The sequence below is a fragment of the Roseinatronobacter ekhonensis genome (assembly GCF_900499075.1).
In the GTDB taxonomy this organism is placed as follows: Bacteria; Pseudomonadota; Alphaproteobacteria; order Rhodobacterales; family Rhodobacteraceae; genus Roseinatronobacter; species Roseinatronobacter ekhonensis.
The window spans coordinates 1-12,695 of sequence record NZ_UIHC01000061.1; the positions used below are offsets into that span (position 1 = coordinate 1).

The 12,695-nt window shown below is 57.8% G+C and carries 10 protein-coding genes and 3 pseudogenes; 5 read left to right on the top strand and 8 right to left on the bottom strand.

Features of this window, described 5'->3' with window-relative positions; all coding sequences use genetic code 11:
- Window positions 1-1,094 precede the first annotated feature (1,094 nt).
- The 3 genes and pseudogenes from ROE7235_RS16940 to ROE7235_RS16950 form a co-directional block, all read right to left on the bottom strand.
- Window positions 1,095-2,459, bottom strand: a complete 1,365-nt coding sequence (locus tag ROE7235_RS16940) for a phosphohexomutase domain-containing protein (protein ID WP_121096743.1) — start codon at window positions 2,457-2,459, stop codon at window positions 1,095-1,097.
- A gap of 147 nt (window positions 2,460-2,606) precedes the next feature.
- Complete coding sequence (locus tag ROE7235_RS16945; RefSeq protein ID WP_121096745.1) at window positions 2,607-4,055, bottom strand: mannose-1-phosphate guanylyltransferase/mannose-6-phosphate isomerase; 1,449 nt, start codon at window positions 4,053-4,055, stop codon at window positions 2,607-2,609.
- Between the two features lie 57 nt (window positions 4,056-4,112).
- Window positions 4,113-4,235, bottom strand: a pseudogene (locus ROE7235_RS16950) (IS5/IS1182 family transposase); the annotation flags it as partial.
- Between the two features lie 508 nt (window positions 4,236-4,743).
- Here ROE7235_RS16950 and ROE7235_RS16955 point away from each other — a divergent pair.
- A complete protein-coding gene (locus tag ROE7235_RS16955; protein ID WP_121096747.1) occupies window positions 4,744-5,850 on the top strand; it encodes a polysaccharide biosynthesis/export family protein in 1,107 nt (368 codons plus the stop codon).
- Between the two features lie 73 nt (window positions 5,851-5,923).
- Here the strand turns inward: ROE7235_RS16955 and ROE7235_RS19955 are convergent, their stop codons facing one another.
- Window positions 5,924-6,148, bottom strand: a complete 225-nt coding sequence (locus ROE7235_RS19955) for a hypothetical protein (protein WP_147434252.1) — start codon at window positions 6,146-6,148, stop codon at window positions 5,924-5,926.
- Between the two features lie 177 nt (window positions 6,149-6,325).
- Between ROE7235_RS19955 and ROE7235_RS16965 the strand changes: the two are divergent.
- Window positions 6,326-6,502: pseudogene (locus ROE7235_RS16965) on the top strand (integrase core domain-containing protein); the annotation flags it as partial.
- Window positions 6,503-6,549: 47 nt separating this feature from the next.
- On the opposite strand, the gene ROE7235_RS16970 reads toward ROE7235_RS16965, so the two are convergent.
- From ROE7235_RS16970 to ROE7235_RS16980, 3 genes are all read right to left on the bottom strand, one after another.
- Window positions 6,550-7,923 carry an NAD-dependent succinate-semialdehyde dehydrogenase gene (locus ROE7235_RS16970; RefSeq protein WP_121096753.1) on the bottom strand — a complete coding sequence of 458 codons (1,374 nt, stop codon included), beginning with the start codon at window positions 7,921-7,923 and terminating at the stop codon, window positions 6,550-6,552.
- A 180-nt stretch (window positions 7,924-8,103) separates the two neighbouring features.
- Complete coding sequence (locus ROE7235_RS16975) at window positions 8,104-8,910, bottom strand: fumarylacetoacetate hydrolase family protein (RefSeq protein ID WP_183073559.1); 807 nt, start codon at window positions 8,908-8,910, stop codon at window positions 8,104-8,106.
- A gap of 184 nt (window positions 8,911-9,094) precedes the next feature.
- On the bottom strand, window positions 9,095-9,388 hold the full coding sequence (locus tag ROE7235_RS16980) for a putative quinol monooxygenase (RefSeq protein WP_121096757.1): 294 nt from the start codon (window positions 9,386-9,388) through the stop codon (window positions 9,095-9,097).
- 262 nt (window positions 9,389-9,650) lie between these two features.
- On the opposite strand from ROE7235_RS16980, the gene ROE7235_RS16985 reads away from it, so the two are divergent.
- The 3 genes from ROE7235_RS16985 to ROE7235_RS16995 all read left to right on the top strand — a co-directional run bounded on the left by ROE7235_RS16985 (window position 9,651) and on the right by ROE7235_RS16995 (window position 12,529).
- Complete coding sequence (locus ROE7235_RS16985; protein ID WP_183073560.1) at window positions 9,651-10,391, top strand: GntR family transcriptional regulator; 741 nt, start codon at window positions 9,651-9,653, stop codon at window positions 10,389-10,391.
- Window positions 10,392-10,439: 48 nt separating this feature from the next.
- Window positions 10,440-11,108, top strand: coding sequence for a histidine phosphatase family protein (locus ROE7235_RS16990; RefSeq protein ID WP_121096761.1), 669 nt, complete (start codon window positions 10,440-10,442; stop codon window positions 11,106-11,108).
- A 173-nt stretch (window positions 11,109-11,281) separates the two neighbouring features.
- Window positions 11,282-12,529 carry a hypothetical protein gene (locus tag ROE7235_RS16995; protein ID WP_121096763.1) on the top strand — a complete coding sequence of 416 codons (1,248 nt, stop codon included), beginning with the start codon at window positions 11,282-11,284 and terminating at the stop codon, window positions 12,527-12,529.
- Here the strand turns inward: ROE7235_RS16995 and ROE7235_RS17000 are convergent.
- A pseudogene (locus tag ROE7235_RS17000) lies at window positions 12,495-12,695 on the bottom strand (IS630 family transposase); the annotation flags it as partial. The gene ROE7235_RS16995 and the pseudogene ROE7235_RS17000 overlap by 35 nt on opposite strands.

Below are 12,695 nucleotides of genomic sequence, written 5' to 3' on the forward strand. Positions count from 1 at the left end.
TGATCAGAGCTTGAAGCTCAGCACGGTCGGCGGGGCCAAGGTAAAGGCAAATGTCATTGCGTCTCATGTCCCGAATATAGCACATCAGGCCCTCAATGGGAATCCTGTGTCAGGTGGGGAACACTAGAAGAAAGGTTGCAAGCCCTTGAGGCACGGGTGCCCGATTAGCCGACATCAGCAAGCACAAGTGACACATTTTTCCGAGCGGGCATCTCTACACTGGCAAGGCCGCGACTTCCCCCATGGCCCCTCATGCCCAAGGGCCTGCCCCTGCGCCTTGGCGAAGCATTGGCGGCTTCTCTCATGCGATATCTGTCTGTTTTCCATAGGCTTCCCTTTCCCGCGCACATAGCAGCGGGGCGTCAGGCCGGGGGCTTTTCCTCACATATAGACAGAGAAAGCCCGTCCACGGAAACCACTCGCGCCACCTATAGGGTAGAACGTGGTCGGGCAATCTTGCGCCCCTTGGATTATCCGCTTGTTTTTAATGAATAAATCTATCGCCCTACCTATAGGACTAGACGCGGGGAATATGGTGAGATTATTTATGAAATACAATAACTTAGCCAAAAATGAGTATCTGTCTGTCTCCATGACAATGGTTATTCCCATTATATATCAATCGCTTATCCCTAACGACCTTTCTTCATCCACATTTTATACTATGTTTTCAATATCTTAAATACCATATTCAAAACCGACTCCGAACCTGCCTTATATCATCTCGGATGCAACTAGCTTCGAGCAAAGCAAGCCAAGAACAATATCATACTCACCTACATTCAAGAATATTATTACCTTTCAAATCCTTACACTGAAACCATAAATAACACCGTCTCTGGTTGCCTACACAGATACCTTTGACTTCCTCCTAAAATCCGGGCTATAAACTGGGACATACAGTGAGACACACAAGCAACCTTCGCTCTTGTATGTCCAGTTAAGTCAATGACTTACGGTTTTGGTGGATTGTCCCTGTCTCTCCGCCATAGCTTCCTTCCCCCACATAATTAATTAGTTTCAACAACTAACACGGAATCCTCTTTTCATGCGCAAGCTGGCCAGTGACCTGGTTCTGGGCCCAGAGGCGTGGATCAGGGGCGCAACAGGTGTTTGACGCGGTCGATACCTCTTGTCACCGCATCGGGGTTTGCGCGGGCTTCGACATTCAGCCGCACAACCGGCTCGGTGTTGGAACTGCGCAGATTAAAGCGCCAGTCACCAAAATCGAACCCCAGCCCGTCCATCTGGTCGAGTCGCACTGCCAGTGGTTCGAACTCGGCCCGCACCCGTGCGATTGCGCTCTTCGGGTCGTCCAGCGTGAAGTTGATTTCCCCAGAGGAGGGAAAGGCCGCCCTGCGATCTGCGATAAGCTTCGAAAGTGGCCCGCTTTGGCTGACAAGTTCGGCCACAAGCAACCACGGGATCATCCCGCTATCGCAATGGACGAAATCACGGAAATAATGATGGGCCGACATCTCGCCCCCGTAAACCGCATTTTCGTCGCGCATCGCTTGTTTGATGAAAGCATGGCCGGTGCGCGTCTGAACCGCGCGACCGCCCGCCTGCGCGACGATATCCTGCGTGTTCCAGATGATCCGTGGATCGTGGATTATGGTCGCGCCGGGGTTCTTTGTAAGGAATGCTTCAGCTAGAAGCCCGACGACGTATTCTCCATCGACAAAGGCTCCGCTCCCGTCGAAGAAAAAGCAGCGATCAAAATCACCATCCCACGCAACGCCGAAATCAGCGTCGCAAGCCAGTACGGCATCTGCTGTGGCGGGGCGGTTCTCTGGCAATAGCGGATTTGGGATGCCGTTTGGAAATCGCCCGTCAGGGTCGTGATGCAACCGCTCGAACGTAAGGGGGGCCCCACGGTCAGACAATTTCGAGGCGATGGCATCGAAAGTAGGCCCAGCCGCGCCATTGCCCGCATTGACGAGTATCTTGAGCGGTCTCAGAGCGGCCAGATCGACAAAGGACAACACACGCTCAACATAGGCGGCCCGCGCGTCATGGGCGACATCCACATGGCGCCCGCCGGATTTGGTGGGTCCGAACGTATCCTGTTCGGCCAGGCGGCGAATGTCGGTCAGCCCTGTAGCCGCGTCGAGTGGCGCAGACCCGGCGCGGACCATTTTCATGCCATTCCAATCCATCGGGTTATGCGACGCCGTGATGCAGATCCCGCCATCGGCCCCGAAATGGGACGTGGCAAAGTACATTTCCTCGGTCCCGCTGAGGCCCAGATCCAGAACTTCTACCCCCTCGGCCAGCAGGGCCTGCGTCACCGACTCCCCAAGCTCTTGCGAGGACGCGCGACAATCACGTCCCAGCACAATGCGTTGCGCGCCGAGCGCCCGCGCGAAACCGCGACCAATCCGGAAAGAAATCTGCGGATCAAGGTCTATGCCAAGGCGCCCACGGATATCATAGGCTTTGAAACAGGTTAGGGTCATATCAGTCCGCCCCGAACAAATCACGCGCAAAGACTTTGTCTTCGACGTCGGAAATCTCATCCGTAAGCCTGTCGGAAACGATCAAGTCTACCCCTGCCTTGAACTTGTAATGGGCGTGCGGAACGCGCGCCGAAAACGCGTGTGCCTTCATCCTTTCGCGCCCCGACCGCGTGCGTAGAGGTCTTCATAGCGGATGATGTCATCTTCGCCCAAGTAGCTGCCCGTCTGCACCTCGATCAGCACCATCGGAACCTTGCCGGGGTTTTCCATGCGGTGCACCGCGCCCAAGGGAATGTAGACAGACTGGTTTTCCGTCACCAGTTTGACCTCGTCGTCAACGGTCACGCGGGCCGTGCCTTCGACCACGATCCAGTGTTCCGAGCGGTGGTGGTGGCTTTGCAGGCTGAGCGCGGCTTCTGGATGGACATGAATTCGTTTCACCTGAAAACGCCCTCCGACAACCAGGCTTTCATACCAACCCCAGGGCCGGTAATCGCGTGGCAGTGTTTCAGCCTGCACGGCACCTTGCTGGCGTAGGGCCGCGACGGCCAGTTTTACGTCCTGCGCGCGATCCTTGTGGGCGACCAGAACGGCATCGGGCATTGCCACCGCGATGATGTCGGTCAGACCGATCCCGACAAGCGCCTGTTGCCCGTCCTCGGCCCGCAAAAGGCTGCCCGTACACTCAATAGCCGTGCTTGGGCCGGAGGTGACGACACCGGCCTCATCTGGTCCGCTTTCACGCCAGACTGCATCCCAGCCGCCGAGATCCGACCACACGCCGCCATAGGGGACGACGGTCAGGTTGTCCGCCTTTTCCATCACCGCATAGTCGATAGAAATATCATCGCATTCCGCCCAAGGGTCGGCCGCCAGCCTCAGGAAGCCAAGGTCTTTCTCAGCCGCCTCGACCGCTTCGGTCACAAGGCGCAGCATCTCTGGCTGATACGCCTCGAACGCGGCCATCATTGCATTGGTAGAGAACAGGAAAATGCCCGCGTTCCAGAGATGCGTTCCACCGTCAAGCATGTCCCGGGCCGTGGGCGCATCCGGCTTTTCGACAAAGCTTTTGAGCGGTTGCGCAACTGGCGCAAAATCCGCATTCGGCTTTTCACTCAGCGCAAGCCAGCCGTAGCCTGTCTCTGCCCGATCAGGACGAATTCCGAATGTGACCAGTTGTCCAGCCTCCGCTGCCGGAATCGCCGCCTGCACGGCGGCCCGAAAGGACGCAGCATCGGGGATCACATGGTCTGACGGGGCAACCAGCATTAAAGCTCCCGGCGCGCGCGCGTGCAATTCCAATGTTGCCGCAAGGATCGCGGGCCCGGTGTTGCGCGCCTGCGGTTCGATCAAGGTAGCTGCGGCCGCGATTTCGATAGCCGCCAGTTGTTCGGTCACGATGAAGCGGTAATCTGCACCGGTAATCACACAAGGCGCTGCAAATCCCGGCCCCGACAAACGCCGGGCTGACGCCTGGAACAGGCTTTCATCGCCCGTCAGCTTGGTAAATTGCTTGGGATAGCTCTTGCGCGATAGGGGCCATAACCGCGTTCCGCTGCCGCCGCAAAGCAAGAGCGGATGAACATCATGAGGCATATCAGACGTCTTTCTGTTGGGTATTTATCACACGCGGGCATCTTCTAAGCTCAGCATTCATAGCCAATATATGCCGGTTGCGGCTAGAGCGATGGCGGAAAAGCATACCTTGGGACAACGGCCGCATCTGTTTGCAAATAACCACCAGTTCTTGAGTCCGCCGAACATGATGTCGATGCGCCGCCCACTCTGGCAGTCACCGATGCCGCGATCATCGGGCAGAAAACAGACATTTCGTTCATGCTGGTGTGCCATCTTGTGACCACTAAGCCCGAATTGCAATCTGCATTGAAAAGCCTGAAAGTTGCCGGGATTACACCATCTGGCGTTATCATCAATCAGTATGACGTGAAGAAAAGCCGCTACGGACAGTATGGCGAGTATCACTACGGCGCTTATAACTACAAATATGCGTCCGACTAGTTAACCGATGGCGCCCCGCCGCCTAAGCGCAATCGCGGAGCGCCGAAGCTGGCTGGTCGGGGTCCGGGGGTCCATCACCGTCGACTTCAGACTTTTTCACTATCTTGATACTGTTTTGCATCACCGAGCCAAAAGACAACTTGGGTGCCAACTGGCCTCTGGATTTCGGGCTTGGGATATCCCATAACGCACATACGACACAAAATCATAAACGCGGTAGTTTGCCCCATGCGGGCATTTCGGATCTGAAGAAACGGATGATAGAATGCGGAAATGGCCTCGGAGTGGCGGTGCGACACTGGTGCTTGCGGCAGCGACTTTAGCACTGGCGGGTTGTGCCGGGCAAATGCGGTTCCCGGTCTCGCAAGAAGCGCAGGACGCGCTGGCCAAGCAAAATATCAATGTCGTGCGGATCACGACCGAGAATATCGCGCAATACCGCACGCCGACCTACCGCACCAATCGGGCGCAGGCGACCAATCCGCCCGCCAATCCCAGCCCCTATACCTACCGCGTCGGACCAGGCGACGAGCTGCGCGTCATGGTCTGGTCAGACCCCGAGCGCACTCAGGCCGCTGGAACAAGCGGGTCGGATACCGAGCGCGGCATTATTGTCAATGAACAGGGCCGGTTCTTCTATCCGTTCGTAGGGGCCGTGCGCGCGTCGGGGCGCAGCACCAGCCAGATCCGGGCGGATCTGACCGACCAATTGCGCAATTTCATCGCCGATCCGCAGGTGGAAGTGTCGGTTCTGAACTTCAACGCGCATCAGGCAACGGTCACCGGGGTGGTTGGCGCGCCGGGGCCAGTGACCATTACCAATGTGCCGCAACGCCTGCTAGATGTGCTGAACACGGCCGGCACAGCCGCTGAAGGCGATCTGTCCAACGTGTTGGTGCGCCGCCGCGGTACGCCCCACAATGTCAACCTAAAAGCGTTTATCGACCATGGCGAGGCGCGCCAGAACCCGATCATTCTGCCCGGCGACATCATCAATGTGCCGCCTATGCGCGACAACAAGATCTTCACCTTTGGCGAAATCTCCACGCGGGAAATACCGCTGGAAACCGATGTGCCGGTGTCACTGACCGAAGTGCTTGCCGAAGTTGGCGGGATCGACCGTATCCGCGCGGATTCGCGCGGGATATTCGTGTTCCGCCGGACGCCCAAAACCCCGGACGGGTTCGACGTGTTCCAGTTCAACCTGCATTCGGCGACGGCGCTTGTGCTGGCCACCGATTTCAAGATGGCACCGTTGGATATTGTCTTTGTCACCAATGACCCGATCACGCGCTGGAACGACACGGTCGGCGCGCTGGTCACACCGCTGACCGGCCTGTTGCAGGTGCGCAGCATCGTCGACACCGACTAGGGCGGCTACCGCGTTCCCGAGCCTGCGCGCAACCGGCTCGGGCAGCATGTGTGCGGTCTGGGGATACTGGCGCTTACCCGTCAATAGGGCCCCTCAACCGGGCAAGCTGGCTGTTTAGAAGCCCGCGGTGACCGCGCGCTTCTAGGTCTAGGCCCGGCATCGGTTCGGTGTTGGAGTAGCGCATGTTAAGGTGCCAAGCCCCCAAATCCTGCGACAGGTCGTCCATGTCGTCGCGCGGCTGAGTATCGGGTGCATAGTCGGACTCAATACGCTGGATAAACACTTGCGTGTCAGCCACGCGCAAATTGATCTCGCCAGCGGCCGGAAAGGCTGTGCGTTTCCGGCCAACATGCGCTTTGTCTCTGCCACAACACCTTTTTTGCAGCCTGCACCCGCAGGTCGCCCTCGACAATATCTTCATCGAGCGGCTGTGACGAACGCCGAACCGAAGGTCCGCAAAGCGAAATACGCATAAGCCTATCTGCACGCTTGGGAGACTGGATCAGACGCGAAAGCGGGCATCCGAAAATGGAAGACCCTCTACAACCGGAAACGGCCACACTTGGCCCTTGGCGGCAGACCACCAGCCGTGGAATGCCGGGGTAGAAATGATGAAACCCAACCCGATCAGCAGGTGCAAAGCGTAGTTTAAATTACGCCAGATCCTGTCCAACGATCGGGCAGCAACTCACCCTCAGCTTATGCCTTGGCCGGGCCAATCCACAAAGTCTTGATATTGGTGAATTCACGGATCCCATACGAGCCCAGTTCACGCCCGTAACCGGACTTCTTTATGCCGCCGAAGGGAAGGCGTGCATCCGAGGCCACCATGCCGTTTATAAAAACAGCCCCGGCATCAATCGCCCGGGCGATGTCCCGGGCGCGCCCGAGATCTCTGGTCCAGACCGCCGCACCGAGTCCAAATTCTGATGCGTTCGCGAGCATCACTGCCTCTTGCGCATCGGCCGCCTCTATTATCGAGGCAACAGGCCCAAATAGCTCTTCACCGAAAGCGGCTTGTCCGGGCGTCACCTTGTCAAGCAAAGTGGGGGCATAGAAGTATCCGGGCCCGTCGATCGGAGCCCCCCCCATCACGATCCTTGCGCCGGCGGCGACCGAACGCTCCACTTGATCGTGGAGTTCAGCGCGAAGATTGGCGCGCGCCATCGGCCCGATCTGAGTTTCCGCGTCCATCGGGTTCCCGACCTTCAGCCGGGCAATGCCCGCCGCGAACAATTTGGTGAATTCTTCGGCCACGCTTTTTTCTACAATGAACCTTTTGGCGTTCACACAGGACTGGCCAACGTTGATGAAGCGAGCTTTGACCGCGGTTTCAGCCGCGGCACCAAGGTCGGCATCTGCAAGCACAATGAAAGGGTCGGATCCGCCGAGTTCCAGAACCTGCTTTTTCAGAGAGGCTCCGGCCTGCGCTGCGACAGTCTGGCCCACCTCAGTTGACCCGGTAAGGGTAACTGCCGCGATCCTGTCATCTGCGATAAGGTCGGCGACCTTGGGCACCGAGACCCGCAGATTGCGCATCAGGCCCTCCGGGCAGCCAGCGCGGGTCATCAGGGCCTCGATCGCCTCTGCACAGGCTGGAACGTTCGACGCGTGCTTGAGGATCACGCCGTTGCCGGCGGCCAGTGCAGGTGCGGCAAATCGGAAAAACTGCCAGAACGGATAGTTCCATGGCATGATCGCGAGCACCACGCCCAGCGGGTCGAAAACGACCCCTGAATGTGTGGCGTTCGACGCAATGGTCTCTTCTGCCAGAAACCGCGGCGCGGCCTCATTATAGTACTCACACGTCACGGCGCATTTCTCAATCTCGCCCGCGGCCTCGGTAACCGGCTTGCCCATTTCCTCGGTGATGAGCTGGGCGAAGTGGTCTTTTCCGGCGCGCAATTCGCGTGCCATCGCGGAAAGCAGTTCAACCCGTTTTTCCACAGGTTTTTTTCGCCACGCGGCTTGCGCGATCGCTGCACTATTCAAAGCCGCGTCCACCTCTCCCGGATCGTGCAGGTCATATTCGGCCAGAACTGCGCCGTTGGTCGGGTTGATGGATCCGATCATATCTGTTTCCTTTTGGATTGGCCAAAGGGCGTGGAGGATTGCGGCAGGAAGCGCCCAATTTTTCCGGGATGGTGGCGTGTGGACTGGCACCAAGCGTCACGAGGCCGTGCTCGGCCTAAAATGAAGATGACGGCAGACTTCCGGCGCCCGGCGAAGTGTTGTTGCCGGGCGTCGGTGCCTTTACATCGCAGAGACGAGGCGATTGTGCAGTGTGCCTATCCCTTGAATTTTTAGATCAAGTGTATCGCCCGCAGACAGGAATTTGCCCTGTTCCATTGCCGAGCCGCCACCGAAGGTGCCGGAGCCGAATATCTCTCCTGGCACAAGTTCTTCGTGTCGAGACGCATGGGCGATCATGTCTTCGAATTTCCAGTGCATGTCGCCGACATTGCCTTTGCACCAGGACTTGCCGTTCACGAAGGCCTCGGCCGACTTGGAATAGATGTCGCCGATCTCGTCAATGGTCACCAGGCAGGGGCCGAAGACATGCGCGCGTGCAAAGTCCTTGCCCTTGGCTGGCCCAAGGCCGACCGACATTTCCTGTTGTTGAAGGTCGCGCGCGCTGAGGTCGTTGTAGACCGTAAAGCCAAAGATGTGCGCCATCGCGTCTTCGCGCGCTATGTCCGACCCGCCCCGCCCAATCACCGCGGCCAGTTCGAACTCAAAATCCATTTCTTTGCAATCGGACGGAATGGTGACGTCATCGCCGTGGGCTCCGACCGCCGACGGGTTGCCCTTGTAGTAAACCGGAATGTTGTACCATTCAGGCGGTATTTCGCGACCAAGGCGGGGGAAGATGTTCTGCAGGTGCTGCTCAAACGCCATAAAATCGCGGATCAGCGGCGGTTTTGGAAGCACTGGAAGCAGCGTTATCTCGCTGTCACCCAGCAACGCCGACGATGCCCGATCACTGTCCGCGCGCGCCCATTCGTGGGTTGCGCGTATGGCGTCAAGCGTGACTTGCCCGCCCGCGACCAGTTCGGTCATATCTGTAGGCGACAGAACATCGGCCAGCCGCCGTGCGGTATCGCCGGTAAGGTGCTCGGTTTCGACAAGCCTGAGTGTGGTCGCATGCTGAAGATCGAGCGTGTTTTCACCGATCTGCGCGCCGGTGCGGGGGCCGGTCCATTCGAATCCGTGCCGCAGGAAAGAGACTAGTCGCATGGCCCGCTCACCCGACCGTCAGGTCGAAAAGTTCACGCTCTCGTTTCTCGAGAAGCGGCACGACCTTGCCTTCGATGATGTCTTTGAAATGCGGCATTTCACGGTGCTGGGCGAGTGCATCCTCGTCGGTATAATGTTCGACCAGCATCAGCAGGTTCTCGTCGTCCCGCGCCCGCGACGCCGTGTAATACGCGCAGCCCGGCTCGTTGGCCTTGACCAGAGGTGCCATCGTCTTCAGATGGCCGATGACGGCGTCCATCTGGCCGGGTTTGACGTGATATTTTGCAACGAGAACGATCATGGCAGTGTCCTTACTTTACGGTATGGCCCCGCTGTTACGGCGCGGAGTGTTCAGCTCAACCGGTGCCCCGCGATTCGGCGAACGGGCGGCTCCGGCAGGGCGATACTAGCGAAAATCCAAGGGCGTGTCATTATCGATAATCGTTGACATCAAATTCCCATACCTGTTACAGGTTGCAAACGGGTTCGCAGTGAAGGTATACCCTGATGCATTATCGCAGGCGCGCCCTAAGTTCGCCGCAGAATGCAGGAAAGGGACGAAGGTGATCCAGCGAGTAGTGCTCAGCGAACAGGTTAAGGAAGAACTCCTCGACGACATTCTGTCAGGTCGCGTGAAACCCGGCGACCGACTTGTCGAGTCACAGATCGCAAAACGCATGGGCATGAGCCAGTCGCCGGTGCGAGAGGCGTTGCGTGACCTAGTGGCGATGAGGTTCGTAGAGGTGGAGCCGCACAAGGGTGCGCGGGTGCGCCTGATACAAAGGCGTGAAATCCTCGAGATCTACCCGGTTCGTGCGGCCCTCGAAGAATTGGCGGGAAAACTTGCGGTCCAGAACAAGGCCGATTGTTTTAACGAGCTGGAAGATTCGCTTGCGCTGATGAAGCGCGCCTTCAAAGCCCGCGACGCCCATAAGATGGCGCATTGGGACGCTTGCTTTCACCGGGCCATCGTCAAGAGCTCAGGCAATCAGATTTTGATAGATTCGTGGGATTCTCTGATGATTGAGGCGCGCACATTCGTCACCCTCAGCAACCTGATCCACATCTACCCCGAAACCGACCTTGCGGCGCGGCATCGTCCAATCATCGACGCGTTGCATGCCGGAGACCCGGAAAAATGCGGTGAGGCGATGCGCAATCATGTCGTGGAGTTTGGCGACGTGATGCATGACATTCTCTCTGATGAGCGTGCGGTAGCTCTGCCAAGGCTTGAAGAGGACGCGGCGCCGATGGTCGATCGGGTGGTCAATAAGTCGGACGCGCCTGCCGCCTCGGCAGATTAACAGTCTGTTAAAATGATATAATCTCACCATCCGTCAAGGAACTGGGTCATGAGCCAGATCACGCTTTCATTCTTGCGCCACGCGAAAGTGCCGTCTCATAAAGGCGACATGCCGCTCACAGAGGATGCGTATTCCGACATAGATGCAGCCGTCCCGCGGCTCAGAGCCCTTGGGGACGGTGCCGCACGCTACCTCTTTCTGAGCACCCGAACCAACCGATCGCGCGAAACTGCCGAGGCACTGCGACGTGCAATTGAGCCGGGCTCCCCGGAGGTCTGCGCCGCGTGGGGACTCCGAAACCCGGATCTCTACCTTGCCGGGTCGCGCGTCGAAATGGGGTCGACGGCAGCGTTCATCGCCTCGCAAGTTGACGCGCTAGCGGTAGAGGAAGCGGCGGTCCTCGCGCATCCGTTCTTCGGTGGCTTCCTCAATGCCAACGACCGGATCGGATACTGGCTGCGCCATGTGTCTCCGCCGGGTGAAACCGCGGCAGATGTTGCACGTCGTGTACTTCAGTTTGCGAAAAGCTTCGCCGGCCGGTCCGAAGATAGGCTGGTTGTCGCCTGTGTGACCCACTCGCCGGTTCTGAGGGCGATTGTTACTGGCGCCCTGGGCCTGCCTGATCCGGGTGAGCCCGGCTGGGTTGAGGCGGTCAACCTTCACCTCGACGACGAAGAGATTTCGTTCGATTTCCGAGGCGAATCCGGAACCCTCTAAAGTCAAGATTCTGCCGAAATGGAGCTAGGTGGCGTTGCCAAGTGACCGGCCCCAACCAGTCGCTTTTTTGCCTTATTAAAGATTATCGATTATCGCTTGACAGGTAGATTTCGCGTCGCTAGCCTAAATTAACAAAAGCGGGGAGGCCGCTGCTCACATCAGGGAGGAATAAGATGAGCTTGGATGCACCTAAGGCGCTTGGTCAGAATCTGGGGTCTGAGGAATTCCCCGTAGAGTGGGAAGACGGCGAAGCCGACCTGTTCTGGATTCTTGACGACCTGCATTGCCCCAATCCGCTCTCGCCGATGTTCTTCGATATCGGTGGCTGGTGGCTTACCTGCGATCACATGTTCCGCCGGTTCGGCACGCCTTTCGCGTCTGACTGGGTGGCAAAGAATGTGAATGGCTATTTGTATACTGCTGCGTTGCCGGCCAGGGCCGGCTTGCACGCCGAGGCGACGGAGTATCAGAGCCGGTATGTGCCACGGGTGCCGCGCAACGCCGACTATGCAGAGAAGATCGGGCCATACATGGGCGCCGTTCTGCCGCATTACGCCGAGAACTTCCTTGACTGGTGGAATGACCGCATCTTGCCAGAGATAAAGCGCAATTTTGCTTACATCGACGGGTTCGACAAGGATGGCGCAAGTCTGACAGCACTCGCCGTATTGCTTGAGGACATGATCGACATCCACGATCGCCACTGGAAAATTCACTGGATGCTCAATTTTTCGCAGTTCTCGTCGACGCTGACGCTGAACGGCGCGATTGACGAATTCAAGCCCGATGCAAAGCCCGACCTCAAAGGCCGTCTACAGAGCTCGGTGAAGGATCGAAACTGGGACTCGGTCGAGGCGCTTTGGCAGATGAAAGAGATCATCAAGGGCTCCGACACTCTCAAAGCGGCGTTCGAAGCTGAAACCGCCTCTGGCGTCATGGAGGCGCTTCGGAGTTCGGATGAGGGACGCAAACTGATATCGGAACAGATCGATCCTTATCTGGAAGAGTTCGGCCACAAGGCGCTGTGGTCGCATGAGACCATGTTCCCGCTTTGGATCGAGAATCCGGCCCCTGCGATCGAGGCGGTCCGTGGCTACCTGCTGACCGACTACGACTTCCCGGCGACGCTCCGGGGTGTCGAAGAAGATCTGAACGCGGCCATAGCGGAGTGTATGGAAGGTGTCGAAGGCGAGGCGCGCGACAAACTCAAGGCGGCACTCGACGGGTCCCTGAAGATGAATCCGCTGACCCCGGACCACCACTTCTATATCGACCAGGGCACAAATGCGCGGTTGCGCACCGTGTTGCTGGCAGTCGGTCGGAAGTTCGTTGATGCAGACATCATCGACGACCCCGAGGACATCATGTTCCTGCGCTATACTTCTTCTACTCCAAAACCCGAAAGTTCTCGTGTGTTATGACGCGGAAGTTATCTGACACCTTGTCGCGGAATTTCTTCCATTCCTGCGGGATGGTCTCACGCATGAATGCAAGGATGGCGTCGGCGAATTGCTTCTGACTTCGGTAGTAGCGATTGTGGGTGACATAATGGTGCAAGACCGCCCAAAGACGTTCAATTGGATTGAG